Source organism: Mycolicibacterium sp. MU0050 (genome assembly GCF_963378085.1).
GTDB classification, from domain to species: domain Bacteria; phylum Actinomycetota; class Actinomycetes; order Mycobacteriales; family Mycobacteriaceae; genus Mycobacterium; species Mycobacterium wendilense.
Genome location: NZ_OY726395.1, coordinates 3,720,152 through 3,737,589 on the forward strand (window position 1 = coordinate 3,720,152; position 17,438 = coordinate 3,737,589).

The following is a 17,438-nucleotide window of genomic DNA, read 5'->3' on the forward strand; positions in this document are numbered from 1 at the left end:
TGGTCCTTTCTAGAGGATGCGGGCCAGGGCTGCGCGGATATGGGACAGGATGCGCGCGGCCGAGGTCGGCGCGGGCGCGGGGCCGGGGTCGGCGGCCGACAGCGCGGCCGCGCGGGTGTGCACGAATGCTGCTGCGGCAGCGGCCTCCACCGGCGGCAGGCCGGCGGCGAGTAGCGCGCCGATGATGCCGGAGAGCACATCGCCGGATCCGGCCGTGGCCGCCCAGGATCCGCCGGCCGGGTTGAGATACACCGGACCGTCCGGCGCCGCGATGACGGTGACGTGGCCCTTCAGCAGGACGACGGCGCCCAGTTCGGCGGCCAGCGTGCGCGCCGCGGACACCCGGTCGTCGCCCAGGGGGCGCCCGGCCAGCCGCTCGAATTCGCCGGCGTGCGGGGTCAGCACGGTCGGCGCGGTGCGCTCGGTCACCAGCTCGGGGTGTTGGGCCAGCAGCGTGAGTCCGTCGGCGTCGACGAGGACGGGCACGTCGGACCGCAGGGCGAAACGCAGGGTCTGCTCGGCGCTCGCGTCGGTGCCCAGCCCGGGGCCGACGACCCAGGCCTGCACCCGGCCGGCCTCGGCCGCCTCCGGCGTGGCGACCACCTCGGGCCAGTGCGAAACCACCTCGGCGGCAGCGCTTCCCGCGTACCGCACCATCCCGGAGTGGGCGGCCACCGCCGCGCCGGCGGACAGGATGGCCGCCCCCGGGTAGCGGTGTGACCCGGCCAGCACGCCGGTCACGCCCTGGGTGTACTTGTCGTCGCGCCGCCCCGGTACGGGCCAGCGGGCCGCGACGTCCTCGGCCTCGAACCCGCGCAGCTCGGCGGCGGGCAACTCCAGGCCGATGTCGACGAGTTCGACGCGCCCGCAATCGGCCAGCGCGTGCACGGGTTTGAGACCACCGAAGGTGACGGTCAGCGCCGCCCGTACCGCCGGTCCCGAGATCGCCCCGGTGTGCACGTCGATGCCGCTGGGGACGTCGACGGCGACCACCGGCGCGTCGGTGCCGGCGAACACCGCGGCCGCGTCGGGCCGCAGCGGGCCGCTGGCGCCGATGCCCACCACGCCGTCGAGCACCAGATCGGTTGCCGGGGAGACGGTTTGCACCACCCGCCCGCCGGCGGAACGAAACGCCGTCAGCGCGGCCCGGTGGGCGCGCTCCGGATTCAGCAGCACCGCGTCGGCGGCCGCGCCCCGGCGCCGCAGGAAGGTCGCGGCCCACAGGGCGTCACCGCCGTTGTCGCCGGAACCGACGACGGCACAGACCCGACGCCCGAAGATCCCGCCGGTGCGCGCGCTGAGTTCGCGGGCGACCGCGACGGCCAGACCGTAGGCGGCGCGCCGCATGAGCGCGCCCTCGGGCAGCGCGGCGAGCAGGGGTGCTTCGGCGGCGCGGATCGCGTCGGCGGTGAAGTAGTACCGCATCGGACACACGTTACATCGATGGACGGCACCCGGGGCCGGGCGGAAATTGGTGCTCCACCAACCGACGTCCAAGCGCTGAGTCGCCTCACCGGCGCGCGTCTGCCTCGTTCCAGAACAGCGCGGCGCGGGCCGCGATCTCATCGGGATACTCACCGTTGACGGCGTGGGAGGCCTGCGGCCACAGCTCGATCTGACCCAACGGCAAGAGCTTCCGGGCGTTGGCAGCGGCACGCCGCGCGTCGAGCATCACGCTGCGGCCGGCGATGAAGGCCAGCACCGGGACGGCCAGTCCGCGCAGCTGGTCGTCGGAGATCTGGCGCGGCATCGGCGTGCGCAGCACGAAGTCCCGCGCTCCCGCCGCAATCAGGGATGCCACCGGCTCGCTCTCCTCGAGGTCGGCACCGCCGGAGATCCAGCGCAATGCCCGGCGGCGCAGCGCCTCGGGCATGCGCGGCAGCACCATCGCCGCCGAGGCCACGATCGTCCTGATCGGCAGCCGGTCGAACGTCAGCACCGCATCCAGCAGGGTCGCCGACGCGATCCGGCCGGGGCGGTGCACCGCGGTGTTGGTCGCCGTCCAGCCTCCGATCGACACTCCGAGCAGGTGAACGCGATCCAGCCCGAGGCCGGAAACGGCCTCATCGAGCCATTGCGCGTGGTCCTCGGCCCCGGTGAGGCGCCGTCGCTGCACCGAGAGCCCCGCCTCGCCCAGCAGGTCGACGGCATACACGGTGCGGTGGGCGAGCAACGGCGAAAGGTTGGCGGCGTACATCGGTGCGGACGCGTTGCGCCCCGGCAACAACAACACCGGGGTGCGGTCGGGCCCGCCGAATCGGTAAGCGCGCACGGTGCCGAACGTCGTCGCGACGTCGTGGGACGTGAACGGCGGCAGTTGCGCCATCCCCGCCCGGTAGACGGCCAGGAACCGCTCGAACGCCGCCGCGCTGCGGAAGTGGCCGACCTCGCGGTCAGCGCCGATGTTGACGGCGGGCACCGCGAACTCGGAAGGCACTTATTCGACTGTGACCGACTTGGCCAGGTTGCGGGGCTTGTCCACGTCGTACCCGCGGGCCTGGGCCACCGCGGCGGCGAACACCTGCAGCGGGATGGTCGACAGTAACGGCTGGAAAAGCGTTGACACCGCGGGCATTTCGATCAGGTGATCGGCGTAGGGCCGCACCGTCTCGTCGCCCTCCTCGGCGATCACCACGGTCACTGCGCCGCGGGCCTGGATCTCCCGGATGTTCGACAGCAGCTTGGAGTGCAGCATCGCCGTGCCCTTCGGGGAGGGCATCACCACGATCACCGGCAGCCCGTCCTCGATCAGCGCGATCGGGCCGTGCTTGAGCTCGCCGGCGGCGAAGCCCTCGGCATGCATGTAGGCCAGCTCCTTGAGCTTCAGCGCGCCTTCGAGGGCCACCGGGTAGCCGACGTGGCGGCCGAGGAACAGCACGGTGGGCGAGTCGGCGAAGCGGCCGGCGATGTCGGCCACCGCGTCCATCCGGGTGAGCACCTCGGCGACCAGGGCGGGCATGGCCTCCAGCTCGTGATATTCGCGGGCCACCTCGTCGGTGTACTTGGTGCCGCGGGCCTGCGCCAGCGCCAGCCCGACGAGGTAGTTCGCGGCGATCTGCGCCAGGAATGTCTTGGTGGATGCGACGCCGATCTCCGGGCCGGCCCGGGTGTAGAGCACCGCGTCGCATTCCCGCGGGATCTGGCTGCCGTTGGTGTTGCAGATGGCCAACACCTTGGCCTTCTGGTCCTTGGCGTGCCGCACCGCCTCCAGCGTGTCCGCGGTCTCGCCGGACTGCGAGATGGCGATCACCAGCGTGCTGCGGTCCAGGACCGGGTCGCGGTAGCGGAACTCGCTGGCCAGCTCCACCTCCACCGGCAGCCGGGTCCAGTGCTCGATGGCGTACTTGGCCAGCATCCCGGAGTGGTAGGCGGTGCCGCAGGCGACGATGAAGACCTTGTCGACCTCGCGCAGTTCCTGATCGCTCATCCGCTGCTCGTCGAGCACGATGCGGCCGTCGACGAAGTGGCCCAGCAGGGTGTCGGCCACCGCCTGCGGCTGTTCGGCGATCTCCTTGAGCATGAAGTACTCGTAGCCGCCCTTCTCGGCGGCCGACAGATCCCAGTCGATCCGGAACTCGCGGGCGTTCGCGGCGTCGTCGTTGCCCGCGAAATCCGTGATCCGGTAGCCGTCGGCGGTGATCACGACGGCCTGGTCCTGGCCGAGTTCCACGGCGTTGCGGGTGTGCTCGATGAACGCGGCGACGTCGGAGCCGACGAACATCTCCCCGTCGCCGATGCCCACGACCAGCGGCGTCGACCGGCGCGCGGCCACGATGGTGCCGGGCTCGTCGGCGTGCGCGAACACCAGCGTGAAGTGCCCTTCGAGCCGGCCCAGCACGGCGAACACCGAGCCCACGAAGTCGCCGGCGGTGGCACCGTCCTTGTAGGCCCGGGACACCAGGTGCACGGCGACCTCGGTGTCGGTGTCGCTGGCGAACTCCACGCCGTCGGCTTCCAACTCCTCGCGCAGCCCGGCGAAGTTCTCGATGATGCCGTTGTGGACGACGGCGAGCTTGCCGGCGGCGTCGCGGTGCGGGTGGGCGTTGCGGTCGGTGGGCCGGCCGTGGGTCGCCCAGCGGGTGTGCCCCATCCCGGTGGCGCCGGTCAGGGCCTCGGCGTCGGTCTCGGCCAGGGCCTGCTCGAGGTTGGCCAGCCGCCCGGCCCGACGCTGCACGGTCATCTGACCGCTGCCGTCCAGCAGCGCCACGCCCGCGGAGTCATAACCTCGGTATTCCATCCGGCGCAGCGCGTCGACCACGATCTCCCGGGCAGGACGATGCCCGACATAACCGACGATTCCGCACATGAGTAATCAGGGTAGTGGAGAGCGCCGCAAGATCCCCTGTCGGCGGATGTGGGTTAACGTCATCGGGTGGCCAGTATCAAGAAGCTCGTGTCGAAACTGAGCCGGCGTGGTCCGCACCGCGTTCTGCGCGGTGACCTGGCCTTTGCCGGCCTGCCCGGGCTGGTTTACACCCCGCAGAGCGGGTTCAATCTGCCGGCGGTGGCCTTCGGGCACGACTGGGTCACAGCAGCCGACCGCTACGCCGGGACCCTGGAGCACCTGGCCTCCTGGGGGATCGTGGCCGCCGCACCCGACACCGAGCGCGGCCTGGCCCCCTCGGTGCTGAACCTCGGCTTCGACCTGGGCACCACCCTCGACATCGTCACCGGTGTGCGCCTCGGGCCGGGGCAGATCAGCGTGCATCCGGGCAAGCTCGGCCTGGTCGGCCACGGCTTCGGCGCGGCGGCGGCGATCTTCGCGGCCGCCGGTCTGGCCGGCTCCCCCGCACCCCCGCGGACCGTCGCGGCGATCTTCCCGTCGGTCACCAAGCCCGACGCCACCGAGCCCGCGGCCGGCCTGCGGGTACCCGGGGTGGTGTTCACCGCGCCGCGCGACGGCACGGACCTCCGGTCCAACGCGGTGGAGTTGGCGCGGGCCTGGCCCAACTCCGCACTGCACATCGTCAGTAAGGCCGAATCCACGGGCCTGGCCGAGGGGCGCACGTTGGCGAAGTTCGTCGGCGCCGGCGGCTCGGATCGCGGCACCCAGAAATCGGTGCGGGCGCTGCTCACCGGGTTCCTGTTGTTCGCGCTCACCGGCGACAAGACCTACCGGGAGTTCGCCGACCCGGAGACCCTGCTGCCCGGCACCGACGAGTTGCCGGCGGAGTTGGTCCCGGCCTCGGCCGAGGAGCGGGTGGTGGCCCTACTGCGGGTCTGAGCCGGCCGGGATCAGCATGGACTCCCAGGTCCGGGGTTCGCCGTCCGGCGCGAGGTTCTGCTGGGTGTAGATCTTTCCGTGGCGCCGCCGCCGCGGGCTGCTGGAAAGCCCGCGCAGCTCCTGGGAACGCCAGTACGGACAGTTCGTCCGCGAACTGGAGTGGGTGACCGGCGAATTGCAGCGCGATCTGCCCCTCGAATCAGTGTCGGAGCTCGTCTCCGACGCCATCGCCGGACGGTTGCGCCACTGGCTTCGGTTCCTGCTTCCGGCCTTCAACGCCGTGAAGATCGTTCCGAAGCGTTGGTATGCGCCGGTGATGGACATGGGCGTGAGCATGTCGACGTTCCTGGTCGGCCCGATACATCGGACCGGCGAAGAGCCCGACGGCACCCTCGTGTACGAGATCCCGGAATGCGCCATGCATGTGGTGGCCAAAACCAGCCCCACCCAGGACAATTCGTGCCTGATGGGCTGTAAGGCCAGTTGCGAGAAGGTATTTCACGCCCAGGGCCCGATGCCGCTCGAGTTCGATCCACACCTGCCCGAGCTTTCCTGCACCCTGCGGGTACGCAGGGCATGATGATCAACAAGAGGATTGGAGTGACCCAATGAGCAGTCCCGGTGTCGACGGCGGCAGCATCAAGGCCTACACCCCGCTTTACGACGAGTACGACTACACCATCGACGAGGTCAGCGGCACGCTGCCCGCGGAGCTGCGCGGCACCGTCTACCGCAACGGGCCGGGCAAGATGGAGGCCGGCGGCACCAAGCTCGGCCACCTCTTCGACGGCGACGGCATGCTGTCGATGTTCTCGATATCCGATGGCGCGGTGCACTTCCGCAACCGGTTCGTCCAGACCAAGCACTACCAGAAGTCGATCATCTCCGACGCGGCCCCCTACCGCGCGCTAGGCACCATGCGGCCGGGCGGTGTGCTGGCCAACGCGCTGCGGTTCCCGGCCAACGTCGCCAACACCGGCGTGGTGATGCACGCCGGTAAACTGCTCGCGCTGTGGGAGGGCGGGCGGCCCACCCAGGTGGATCCCGACACCCTGCGCACCAAGGGCGAGTACGACTTCGACGGCGAGCTCAAATGGCTCGGCGCCTTCTCCGCACATCCCAAGTGGGACTGGGACACCGGTGAGATGTTCAACTTCGGCATGGCGATGGCACCGGTGCCGAAGCTGATCTGCTACCGGGTGGACCGGGCCGGGAAGATGAAGCGGCTCGGCAGCGTGCGGCTGCCCGGCCCGATGTTCAACCACGACGTGGGCCTGACCAAGCGGTACCTGGTGTTCGTCATCCCACCGCTGGTGTTCCCGCTGAAGAAGTTCTTCGGGGCGGCATTGGGGTTGAACAACTACATCGACGCCATCGAACACGACGCCTCACTGGGCACGATGATCGCGCTGGTCCCGCGTGACGGCGGCAAAACCCGGATCATCCACACCGATCCACTACTGCACCTGCATCTGTCGAACTCCTACGACGACGGTGACGACGTTGTGGTCGATCTGCTCAACTATCACGCCACCTGGGAACAGCTCAACGGCCAGCTGTCGTCCGTCGAGGATCTACTGGAGACCTCGACGATGCCGTACGGCGGGGTACCGACCCGGCTTCGCATCTCGCCGGCGGGGTCGGTGCGCATCGAGGAGTTCTCCCATCTGCAGGGCGAGTTCCCGATGTACAACGTGAAGTACATGGCCCGGCCCAACCGTTACACCTACTTCTCGGCCGGCCTCGACGGCAACGTCTAGCCCAACGGGCTGGTCAAGGTCGACAACGAGACCGGCAAGGAAACCGTCTACCGGTTCCCGGCCGGCTTCTTGCCGCACGAGGTGGTGTTCGCCGAGCGCCCGGGTGCCACCGCCGAAGATGATGACTGGCTGTTGGGACCGGTCCTGGACGGCGAGGCCAACGTCGCCAACCTGTCGGTTTTCAACGCCCAGGACATCGAGGCCGGACCGGTGTACACCGGCACCCTGAAGCATCATCTGCCGCTGACTTTTCACGGCTGCTACACACCGCGGGTCGCCCAGCCGCCGCTGACCGCTGCTACCCGGTGATCGCCTGGAACTCCGGGGCAATCAGATCCCGGATCTGTGCCCACGGAACGGTGATCACGGCCAGGCCCCGACCGAACTGCCAGTCCGGAAAGTGCAGTTCGATTCCCTCGCCGGTGGGAACCCAGTAGCGATAGTTGGCGTCGACCGGGGCGATCTCGCTGCCGAACTGCCAGACCCCCGGGTTCGACGGCGGGGCGTACACGGTGGGCAGAATCTTGGCGGTCTGCTCGGATAGCCGGGTGAGCCCGGCCATTTTGTCGACAAATAGATTATCCCAGTCGATTAGAATTCCGCTGCGGCAGTCGAACACCCTGGTCGCCACGCCGTGAAATGGCATATTCGCCAGATTGGAGTTGTATTCGCCGGTGAAGAGCGTCGAAATCGTGACCGGACGCTTCATGATTTTGCCGTCGACATCCAGGGTCCATTCCGTGGTCTTACTGGCGCTCGGTTCGTAGGTGGCCACCTGGCCGCGGGCTTCCGCGTCGATCACCCCGTTGATGGCCTCCGCGATCGCCGGGTTCCCGCCCTCCACCCGTTCGTAGCGAACCGTCCAGTTGCCCAACTGATCTGGACTCACTCCAGTCATGGCGGCGCCGGCCGGGCGGAAACCGTCGCACGGGGCGCCCGGTTCGGCGATCGCGATCCCGGCGCCCGGAACCACGGCGACCGCACCCAGGACCGTGAGCGCGGCGGCAATCGGCAACTTCATGATCTCACTCCCGCCCGGCAAGCTCCGAAAACAATTCTTCAACAGATATTCGGCGACCTTGCCGCTATTGTCTCGGCCTCTCATGGCGACCCTATTTCCATTTCAATATAGCGGCACCGCGCCAATTTGCGTGCCGCAATCTTCGGACCTCGCGGGGGCCGACGACTCCAACCAACTGGTTGGTGATAGAACTGACGGTATGCGCACAGGCATCTTTCTGGGATATGCGGGCGGGTTCCGCGAGGCAGCCGAGCAAGTGGTGGAGTTCGAGAAGCTCGGCGTCGACATCGCACTGGTGCCTGAGGCCTACTCCTTCGACGCCATCAGCCAGCTCGGCTACCTGGCCGCCAAGACCTCCACCATCGAGCTCGGGTCGGGCGTGGTGCCCATCTACACTCGGACGCCGTCGCTGCTGGCGATGTCCGCGGCCGGCGTCGACTACGTCTCCGATGGCCGGTTCCGGCTGGGCATCGGCACCTCCGGCCCGCAGGTGGTGGAGGGCTTCCACGGCGTGCCGTTCGACGCACCGATGGGCCGCACCCGGGAGGTCGTGGAGATCTGCCGACAGGTGTGGCGCCGCGAGAAGGTGACCTACGACGGCCGCTACTACCAGCTGCCGCTGCCGGCCGACCGCGGCACCGGTCTGGGCAAACCGCTGCAGCTGATCAACCATCCTGTCCGCGAACGCATTCCGATCACCATCGCCGCGCTGGGACCGCAGAACGTCCAGCTGACCGCCGAGATCGCCGAGGGCTGGCAGCCGGTGTTCTACCTGCCGGAGAAGGCCGACGAGATCTGGGGCGACGCGCTGCGCGCGGGATTCGCCAAGCGCGACCCTGCCCTCGGCGACCTGGACGTCATGGTCTCGGCCAGCCTGGCGATCGGCGACGACGTCGAGGAGCGGTTGGCCTGGGCCAAGCCGCAGCTCGCGCTCTACCTCGGCGGCATGGGCGCCCGCGGCAAGAACTTCTACCACAGCCTGGCCACCCGCTACGGCTTCGGCGAGGCCGCCGATCGGATTCAGGATCTGTTCCTGGCGGGCCGCAAGGAAGAGGCGGTCAACGCGGTCCCTGACGAGCTCGTCCGCAGCATCTCGCTGGTGGGCCCGCGCGGCTACGTCAAGGAGCGGATCGCGGCCTTCGCCGAGTCCGGGGTCACCACCTTGCTGGTGCATCCGCTGGGCAACGAGCGCGAATCGGTGCGCTTCGTCGAGGACCTCGTCGCCCTGACCAGCTGATCACTGGCCGACCTGCGGGAGTTCGTCGGCCGCCATCTCGCACGGGGTCACCGCCGATGGGGGCGACGGGACCGGCGCGGCAGCGCCGCAGTCGGGCACCGGGGCGGGCTCCGCGGCCGGGGCACGCGCGGGTGCCGGTGAGTCACTGTCGAGTTCCGTTGTCCCGGCTGTGATCTCGGGCGGGTCCTGTTGTGGTTGCCCCTCCGGCGCGGCGTCGGGACCGGGGTCTTCGGGGGCCTGCTCCTCGGGGGCCTGCTCCTCGGCGGCTTCGTCCTCCCCTTCGGCGTCCTCCCCTTCGGCGTCCTCGTCTTCGGTGACCTCTTCCGGTTCTTCGGGGCCGTCGAGCGTCGGGGGCTCCAGCCCGGGCAGGCCCACCGGCTTCGTCGGCTCGGTCGGCCCTGTCGGCCCCAGCGGCGGGGTGCCCGGGCTGCCCAACAGTCCGTCGAGCGCTTCGCCGACACGGCCCGGTATTGCCGAGGCCGCGCTCAGGTCCGGCGGCGTAAGTGGCGGGACCCCGGCGGGCGGCGTCGCCACCGGCGCCGGGAGGGGCGCGTTGGCCTGGCCGGGCGGGCTCTCGGGGCCCGAGGGCGGCAGCAGCGGGGCGTCGGCCATCCACCCCGGGCTCACCTCCGGCGGCCGGCCCCGCGGGGCCTCCGCCACGAACGCGGGGCCCAGGTCGCCCGGCACCTCGAACCGCGCCGTGGGCCATTCGCCGAGCCGCGCGACGGCCTCGCGGTAGGCGCGTCGGGCGGCGTCGGTGGTGGTCTGCATGTCGCGCAGCCATTCGGCACCGATCGCGGTGTCCACGAACGGCGCCACCTGGTCGGCGACCACGGCCGCGGCCGCCTCGTCGGGCGTGCCCGCCAGCACCCGCTGCGCGGCCGACAGCCACGTCTCGCGGTGTGCCCCCACGCGTTCGGCGAGCGTCGTCGTCGCGGTGACCTTGGCATCCACTGATCGCCAGAGTTCGTCGCGCAACTCGGTGCACGCGGCGGCCGCCGTCAGCAACGAATCGACCAACACCGCCGCCGAATCGCAGTGTCGCCGAAGGAAACCCGCCGCCGCCGCGGCACCGGGGCCGTCCCAGGCCGCGGCCAGCGCCGTGAGCTGGCGCCGGGCCGCCGCCAGGGCGTCGGTGGCCGAATGCGCCGCCGCCTCCAGCGTGGCCCGGTCGGCGTCGAGCCGCTGCAGGTCGAGTCCCCGCTCGGCGCCGTACCAGGTTTCGAGGTCCGCGTGGGATCGCGGCCGGGCGGCCGCAGCGTAGGTTTGGAAGTCGTCGAGCGCCAGGTGTGCGTCGGCCAGCCGGGCCGCGACGTCGTGGTTCCCCGTCATCGCCTCAGCCCAGCCGCGCGGCGGCGCCGCGGTCGGAGTCGGTGTAGCGGGCCGCGCCCGCCCGCAGGGCCACGGCGATCTCGGCGGCCGCACGCGACCAGAGCGCGAGATCGGCGTTGCGCCGTTGCAGTTCGCGGCGTACCGCATCCCCGTCGGCGCCGTGGTCGCGGCCGGCGACCGCGGCCGAGAAGCTCAGCGGCAGCCGCGCCACCCGCCCCACCGTCTCGGCGATCCGTTCGAATTCTTCGGCCACCGTCCGCAGTTCAGCGGCATCGACGCGAACCTCGTGTCGTCCCATGCCTACTAAGACGGCCCCGACCCCGGATCGGTTCCGCCGCGGCGCGAAGAACTACGACTGTTGGCTCACCAGTTCGGCCACCCGGCCGGCCACCAGGCGCGCGGTGTCCTCGTCGGCGGCCTCCACCATGACCCGGACCAACTGTTCGGTCCCGGAGGGGCGCAACAGGATTCGGCCGGTGTCACCGAGTTCGGCCTCGGCCTCGCGGACCGCATCCTGGACTGCCGAAGCCTCCACCGCGGTTTTCTTGTCGGCCACCGCGACGTTGATCAGCACCTGTGGCAGCGAGCGCATGGCCGCCGCGAGCTCGGCCAGGGAACGTCCGGTCTGGGCCATCCGCGACATCAGCCGCAGGCCCGTGACGATCCCGTCGCCGGTGGTGCCGAACGCCGGCAGCACGATGTGTCCGGACTGTTCGCCGCCGAGCGTGAACTCACCGGCGCGCAGTTCCTCGAGCACGTAACGGTCCCCGACGGCGGTGGTGCGCACCGAGATTCCGGCCTCGCGCATCGCCAGATGCAGACCGAGATTGCTCATCACGGTGGTCACCAGCGTGTCGGCGGCCAGTTCGTCGGCCTCCCGCATCGCCAGGGCCAGCACCACCATGATGGCGTCGCCGTCGATCACCGCGCCGGACGCGTCGACCGCCAGACACCGGTCGGCGTCGCCGTCGTGCGCCAGTCCGAGGTCGGCGCCGTGCGCGCGGACCGCGTCGCGGACCGCGTCGAGGTGCGTGGAACCGCAGTTGTCGTTGATGTTGAGGCCGTTGGGCTCGGCGTGGATCGCCACCACCTCCGCACCCGCGGCGCGGTAGGCCTGCGGCGCGGCCGCCGACGCGGCGCCGTGCGCGCAGTCCACCACCACGGTCAGGCCCTCGAGCCGGGTCGTGGCCGCCTTGCTCACGTGCCGCAGGTAGCGGTCGAGGGCGTCCTCGGCGAGGACCGTCCGTCCGATGTCGGCGCCGACCGGGCGGGCGGTGCCTGCTGCGCTGCGCGCCGACGTGTCGCCGCCGACCAGCGCCTCGATCTGGTCCTCGGTGGCGTCGTCGAGTTTGTGGCCGCCGGGGCCGAAGATCTTGATGCCGTTGTCCGGCATGGGGTTGTGCGAGGCGGAGATCATCACGCCGAAATCGGCGTCGTAGGCGCCGGCCAGATAGGCGATCGCCGGGGTGGGCAGCACACCGACCCGAAGGGCGTCGACACCTTCGCTGGTCAGTCCGGCCACGACCGCGGCCTCGAGCATTTCCCCGCTGGCCCGGGGGTCGCGTCCGACCAGCGCGACGCGGCGGCGCGCCGGGCCAGACCGAGCCAGGTGGCGAGCGGCGGCCGAGCCGAGGGCCAGGGCCAGTTCAGGAGTCAGCTCGCGGTTGGCCAGGCCACGAACGCCGTCGGTGCCGAACAGTCGACCCATACAGACAAACCTCCCGGTTTGATGGTCGGTTTCCCACTTTCAGGCGCGAGCGTGCGTGTCCGCGGTGCGACACGCCGCCACAACGGCGGAACGACGCACGCTCGCGACCAGAAAGTGACCTGCTCGCAGTATCAGCGCTTGCTGTACTGAGGAGCCTTACGGGCCTTCTTGAGGCCGTACTTCTTACGCTCGATGGCACGCGGGTCGCGGGTGAGGAAGCCGGCCTTCTTCAGGGCGGGACGGTCCTCGGGGGTCACCAGGATGAGCGCACGGGCGATGGCCAGGCGCAGCGCGCCGGCCTGACCCGAGGGTCCGCCACCGTCGAGGTGGGCGTAGACGTCGAAGCTCTCCAACCGATCCACGGTCACCAGCGGCGCCTTGATCAGCTGCTGGTGCACCTTGTTCGGGAAGTACTCCTCCAGGCTGCGGCCGTCCAGGAAGAACTTGCCGGTACCCGGCACCAGACGCACCCGCACCACGGCCTGCTTGCGGCGGCCGACGGTCTGGATGGGACGGTCGATGTAAACGGGCTCGCGCGGGGCGGCATCCTCGGTGGCGGCCGGGTCGTAGCTCTCCCCGGCGGCCTCGACCGGCGCCTCGGTGGCCACGGGGGCCTCGGTGGTCTCGGTGACTTCTTCGGTCACGTCGGTCTCGCTCACTGGCTCACCTGCTTGATCTCGTATGCGATCGGCTGCTGCGCGGCGTGCGGATGATCCGGGCCCGCGTAGACCTTCAGCTTCTTCTGAATCTGCCGACCCAGCTTGGTGTGCGGCAGCATGCCGAGGATGGCGTTCTCGACCACGCGGGTCGGGTGCTTCTCCATCAGCTGGCCGATGCTGCGCTTACGCAGGCCGCCGGGATAACCCGAGTGCCGGTAAGCGAACTTCTTCTGCAGCTTGTCGCCGCTGATGGCGACCTTGTCGGCGTTGATGACGATGACGAAGTCACCGCCGTCGACATTGGGCGTGAACGTCGGCTTGTGCTTGCCGCGCAGCAGGGTGGCTGCTGCAACGGCAAGGCGGCCGAGCACCACATCCGTGGCGTCGATGACGTACCACTGACGCGTGGTGTCACCCGCCTTGGGCGTGTACGTAGGCACAGCGCTTACCTCTCGGTTATCCGGGCGGGAGGCCCGGGCGGTGGATCCCGGAATGAACCGGGCGCCGGTCAATGTGCAAACTCATGAAGACCGGCGACCGACATTGACCCGGGTTCTGCGCCCCACCGGGGCGGTTGCACACCAACGGGGGAGCTTACCGGTCGACGTCGATGCAGGTCAAAATGCCCCTTCAGGTCGCCTTGCGGCCCCGGTCAGCCTCCCGACAACGCGCCGGCGCCCGCGTCGCCCGGCTCCAGGCCCCCGCGCGACGTGTCCTTGACCTCGATCCCGGAGCGGCCCAGTGCCAGCACCCCGACGAGCAGCCCGGCGGTGATCCGCGCGGCCTCCACATAGCCGAGCCCGTCCGGCGGATGGATATTGGAGACGCAGTTGCGTTCCGCGTCGGTCCGGCCCGGTCGCGGCCGGTGGGTCAGGTAGATCCCCAGGCTGTCGGCGAAGCTCAGGCCGGGCCGCTCGCCGATGACGACGAGCACGGTGTCGAACCCTGCCCGTTCGCCGATGTGGTCGCCGAGGCCGACGCGCGCCTGAGTCGCGATCACCGGCGGCGCCAGGGTGTACCGGTCGCCCAACTCGGCCGCCAGGGCACCCAGCAACGGCGCGCCGTGCCGGGCCAGCGCCAGCGGCGACAACCCGTCGGCGAGCACGATGCCGACGTCGTGGCGACCCGTCGGCACCGAGGTCGCCGCCGCCGGAAGCCGGCCCAGATCGGGGCGGCGCAGATACTCCGCGCGGGAGGTCGCCCGGCTGGTGACCACGGTGGGCTCGCCGAGACCGCGCTCGCGCACGTCGGTGACCAGTCGGTCGACGTCGAGCGGCAGGTGGACGGCATCGCGCGCGGCGGCATGCGCGGCGGCCAGCTCCAGCACGGCCTGGGTGGACAGCGCCGTGCCCGCCCGGCCCAGGCCGATCCGGGCGCGGGTGCTCTTGCGCAGTTCATCCCAGAACTCTTGGACGGCAACATCTTCGGTGCTCACGCGGGCTCCGTCCCGGGACCGGGCGCGGCCAGGGCCCGCAGCGGGGAGCGCCGCGCGTCGAATGGGGTGAGGCGGCCGGAGTCGTCGAGCATGCCCACGGTCTGCAGCCATGCCTCGAACTCCGGGGCGGGCCGCAGACCGAGCGTCCGCCGCGTCGTCAATGCGTCGTGGAACGACAGGCTCTGATAGCCGAGCATAACGTCGTCGGCGCCGGGCACCGTGATCACGAACGCGACGCCGGCGGCGGCCAGCAACGTCAGCAGGGTGTCCATGTCGTTCTGGTCGGCTTCGGCGTGGTTGGTGTAGCAGACATCCACCCCCATCGGCAGGCCCAGCAGCTTGCCGCAGAAATGATCCTCCAGGCCCGCCCGGATGATCTGCTTGCCGTCATAGAGGTACTCCGGGCCGATGAATCCGACCACGGTGTTGATCAGCAGCGGCTCCAGCTCCCGCGCCACCGCGTACGCGCGGGCCTCCAGGGTCTGCTGGTCCACCGGCTTGCCGTCCACCCCCAGGTGGGCGCCCGCACTGAGCGCCGACCCCTGCCCCGTCTCCAGGTACATGACGTTGTCGCCGACCGTGCCGCGCCGCAGCGACCGCGCCGCCGCGTTGCCCTCCCGCAGCAGCGCGAGGTCCACGCCGAAGGCCCGGTTGGCGCCCTCGGTCCCCGCGACCGACTGGAACACCAGGTCGACGGGCGCGCCCTGTTCGATCAGGCCGATGGTCGTCGTGATGTGCGACAGCACGCAGGACTGCACCGGGATCGCGTAGCGGTCCCGGATGGCGTCGAGCACACCCAGCAGCTCGCGGGTGGCGTGCGGCGAGTCGGTGGCCGGGTTGACGCCGATGACGGCGTCGCCGCAGCCCAGCAGCAGCCCGTCGAGCACCGCGGCCGCGATGCCGCGCGGGTCGTCGGTCGGATGATTGGGTTGCAGGCGGGTGGCCAGGGTTCCGGGCACGCCGATGGTGCTGCGGAACGCCGCGGACACCCGCAGCCCCGCGGCCACGGCGATCAGGTCCTGATTGCGCATCAGCTTCGAGGTCGCCGCCACCATCTCGGGCGTCAGGCCGGGGACCACCGCGGCGATCCGCCGCGCCCCGTCGTCGCGAGAGATGCTGTCCAGCAACCAATCCCGAAACCCGCCGACCGTCAGATGCGAGATGGGCGCGAACGCGTGGCGGTCGTGGCCATCGATGATGAGCCGGGTCACCTCGTCGGTTTCGTACGGCACCACCACGTGGTTCAGAAAGGTGTCCAGAGGCAGGTCGGCGAGCACCCAGGCCGCGGCGGCGCGCTCGGCGTCGTGCTCGGCTGCACACCCGGCCAACTGGTCCCCCGACCGCATCGGGGTGGCCTTGGCCAGGACCTCGACCACGCCGTCGAAGGCGTAGTTGACCCCCGCCACCTGCTGGTGGAACCTCACCTCAGCTCACCTCCGGCGTCGCAGCCGGGCGGATCAGAAGAATCCCTGGGCCTTGTTGCTGTAGCTGACCAGCAGGTTCTTGGTCTGCTGGTAGTGGTCGAGCATCATCCGGTGGTTCTCCCGGCCGATGCCGGACTGCTTGTAGCCGCCGAAGGCGGCGTGCGCGGGGTATTGGTGGTAGCAGTTGGTCCACACCCGGCCGGCCTTGATGTCCCGCCCGGCGCGGTAGGCGGTGTTGCCGTTGCGGCTCCACACACCGGCCCCCAGGCCGTACAGGGTGTCGTTGGCGATCGCGATGGCCTCGTCGTAATCGGAGAACGACGTCACCGCGACGACGGGACCGAAGATCTCCTCCTGAAAGATCCGCATCTTGTTGTTGCCGGTGAAGATGGTCGGCGCCACGTAGTAGCCGCCGCTCAGGGCGCCGCCGAGTTCGGCGCGTTCGCCGCCGGTCAGCACCGCCGCGCCCTCGCTCTTGCCGATCTCGATGTAGGACAGGATCTTCTCCAACTGGTCGTTGGAGGCCTGCGCCCCGATCATGGTCTCGGTGTCCAACGGGTCCCCCTGGCGCACCGCCTTGGTGCGCACGGCGGCCAGCGCCAGGAAGTCGTCGTAGATGTCGGCCTGGATCAGCGAGCGCGACGGGCAGGTGCAGACCTCGCCCTGGTTCAGGGCGAACATCGTGAAGCCCTCGAGCGCCTTGTCCTGATAGTCGTCGGCGGCGGCGAGGACGTCGCTGAAGAAGATGTTGGGGCTCTTGCCGCCCAGCTCCAGCGTCACCGGGATCAGGTTCTGGCTGGCGTACTGCATGATCAGCCGGCCGGTGGTGGTCTCACCGGTGAACGCGATCTTCGCGATCCGGTTGCTCGAGGCCAGCGGCTTGCCCGCCTCCACGCCGAATCCGTTGACCACGTTGACCACACCGTCGGGCAGCAGATCACCGATCAGCGACATCAGGTACAGGATCGAGGCCGGCGTCTGCTCGGCCGGCTTGAGCACCACGGCGTTGCCCGCGGCCAGCGCCGGGGCCAGCTTCCACACCGCCATCAGGATCGGGAAGTTCCACGGGATGATCTGGCCGACGACGCCGAGCGGCTCGTGGAAGTGGTAGGCAACCGTGTCGTCGTCGATCTGCGACAGCGCGCCCTCCTGGGCCCGGATGGCGCCGGCGAAGTACCGGAAATGATCGACGGCCAGCGGGATGTCGGCGTTCAGCGTCTCGCGCACGGGCTTGCCGTTGTCCCAGGATTCGGCGACCGCGATGGTCTCCAGGTTTTCCTCGATGCGGTCCGCGATCCGGTTCAGGATCAGCGCCCGCTCGGCGGGCGAGGTCTTGCCCCAGGCCGGCGCCGCGGCGTGCGCCGCGTCCAGCGCCTTGTCGATGTCGGCCGCCTCGGAGCGCGCCACCTCGCAGAACACCTCGCCGGTGACCGGGGTGGGGTTCTCGAAGTACTTGCCCGCCACCGGCGCCACCCACTGGCCGCCGATGTAGTTGTCGTAGCGGGCCTCGAACGACATCACCGCGCCCTCGGCGCCGGGGTGTGCGTAAACGGTCATGGTGAACCTCCTGGTCGGCGAACGGGGTCGGATTCCGGCGTTGGGTCCAGCTTGTCGGACTCGGGCGTCGCCCGCAATCAC

General features: G+C 70.2%; 15 protein-coding genes and 1 pseudogene. 4 read left to right on the forward strand and 12 right to left on the reverse strand.

What is annotated here, in order from left to right; translation table 11 throughout:
- Window positions 1-9 precede the first annotated feature (9 nt).
- The 3 genes from R2K23_RS17700 to glmS all read right to left on the reverse strand — a co-directional run bounded on the left by R2K23_RS17700 (window position 10) and on the right by glmS (window position 4,306).
- On the reverse strand, window positions 10-1,425 hold the full coding sequence (locus R2K23_RS17700) for an NAD(P)H-hydrate dehydratase (protein ID WP_316510860.1): 1,416 nt from the start codon (window positions 1,423-1,425) through the stop codon (window positions 10-12).
- Between the two features lie 85 nt (window positions 1,426-1,510).
- On the reverse strand, window positions 1,511-2,437 hold the full coding sequence (locus R2K23_RS17705) for an alpha/beta fold hydrolase (protein WP_316510861.1): 927 nt from the start codon (window positions 2,435-2,437) through the stop codon (window positions 1,511-1,513).
- Window positions 2,438-4,306: a glutamine--fructose-6-phosphate transaminase (isomerizing) gene (glmS, locus tag R2K23_RS17710; RefSeq protein ID WP_316510862.1), complete on the reverse strand. Its 1,869-nt coding sequence runs from the start codon at window positions 4,304-4,306 to the stop codon at window positions 2,438-2,440.
- 66 nt (window positions 4,307-4,372) lie between these two features.
- Between glmS and R2K23_RS17715 the strand changes: the two genes are divergently transcribed.
- From R2K23_RS17715 to R2K23_RS17725, 3 genes and pseudogenes are all read left to right on the forward strand, one after another.
- Entirely contained in the window at window positions 4,373-5,224 is an 852-nt protein-coding gene (locus R2K23_RS17715; protein WP_316510863.1) for a dienelactone hydrolase family protein, read from the forward strand.
- Between the two features lie 163 nt (window positions 5,225-5,387).
- Window positions 5,388-5,804 (forward strand): hypothetical protein, encoded by a 417-nt coding sequence (locus R2K23_RS17720; protein WP_316510864.1) that lies wholly within the window; start codon window positions 5,388-5,390, stop codon window positions 5,802-5,804.
- Window positions 5,805-5,832: 28 nt separating this feature from the next.
- Window positions 5,833-7,293 (forward strand): annotated as a pseudogene (locus R2K23_RS17725) (carotenoid oxygenase family protein).
- Here R2K23_RS17725 and R2K23_RS17730 read toward each other — a convergent pair.
- Window positions 7,283-8,005: a DUF3298 domain-containing protein gene (locus R2K23_RS17730; protein WP_316510865.1), complete on the reverse strand. Its 723-nt coding sequence runs from the start codon at window positions 8,003-8,005 to the stop codon at window positions 7,283-7,285. The pseudogene R2K23_RS17725 and the gene R2K23_RS17730 overlap by 11 nt on opposite strands.
- Before the next feature lie 199 nt (window positions 8,006-8,204).
- On the opposite strand from R2K23_RS17730, the gene R2K23_RS17735 reads away from it, so the two are divergent.
- Window positions 8,205-9,242: an LLM class F420-dependent oxidoreductase gene (locus R2K23_RS17735; protein ID WP_316510866.1), complete on the forward strand. Its 1,038-nt coding sequence runs from the start codon at window positions 8,205-8,207 to the stop codon at window positions 9,240-9,242.
- Here R2K23_RS17735 and R2K23_RS17740 read toward each other — a convergent pair whose 3' ends face one another.
- The 8 genes from R2K23_RS17740 to adh all read right to left on the reverse strand — a co-directional run bounded on the left by R2K23_RS17740 (window position 9,243) and on the right by adh (window position 17,357).
- Entirely contained in the window at window positions 9,243-10,574 is a 1,332-nt protein-coding gene (locus R2K23_RS17740; protein ID WP_316510867.1) for a hypothetical protein, read from the reverse strand.
- 4 nt (window positions 10,575-10,578) lie between these two features.
- A complete protein-coding gene (locus tag R2K23_RS17745; RefSeq protein WP_316510868.1) occupies window positions 10,579-10,872 on the reverse strand; it encodes a type VII secretion target in 294 nt (97 codons plus the stop codon).
- A gap of 51 nt (window positions 10,873-10,923) precedes the next feature.
- Window positions 10,924-12,282 (reverse strand): phosphoglucosamine mutase, encoded by a 1,359-nt coding sequence (glmM, locus tag R2K23_RS17750; RefSeq protein WP_316510869.1) that lies wholly within the window; start codon window positions 12,280-12,282, stop codon window positions 10,924-10,926.
- 131 nt (window positions 12,283-12,413) lie between these two features.
- Complete coding sequence (rpsI, locus tag R2K23_RS17755; protein WP_396893630.1) at window positions 12,414-12,890, reverse strand: 30S ribosomal protein S9; 477 nt, start codon at window positions 12,888-12,890, stop codon at window positions 12,414-12,416.
- A 47-nt stretch (window positions 12,891-12,937) separates the two neighbouring features.
- A complete protein-coding gene (rplM, locus tag R2K23_RS17760; RefSeq protein WP_316510871.1) occupies window positions 12,938-13,381 on the reverse strand; it encodes a 50S ribosomal protein L13 in 444 nt (147 codons plus the stop codon).
- Window positions 13,382-13,593: 212 nt separating this feature from the next.
- Window positions 13,594-14,376: an ethanolamine ammonia-lyase subunit EutC gene (eutC, locus tag R2K23_RS17765; RefSeq protein ID WP_316510872.1), complete on the reverse strand. Its 783-nt coding sequence runs from the start codon at window positions 14,374-14,376 to the stop codon at window positions 13,594-13,596.
- A complete protein-coding gene (locus tag R2K23_RS17770) occupies window positions 14,373-15,800 on the reverse strand; it encodes an ethanolamine ammonia-lyase subunit EutB (protein ID WP_316510873.1) in 1,428 nt (475 codons plus the stop codon). Before R2K23_RS17770 ends, eutC begins: the two co-directional genes overlap by 4 nt.
- Window positions 15,801-15,833: 33 nt before the next feature.
- A complete protein-coding gene (gene adh, locus R2K23_RS17775) occupies window positions 15,834-17,357 on the reverse strand; it encodes an aldehyde dehydrogenase (RefSeq protein WP_316510874.1) in 1,524 nt (507 codons plus the stop codon).
- Window positions 17,358-17,438 lie beyond the last annotated feature (81 nt).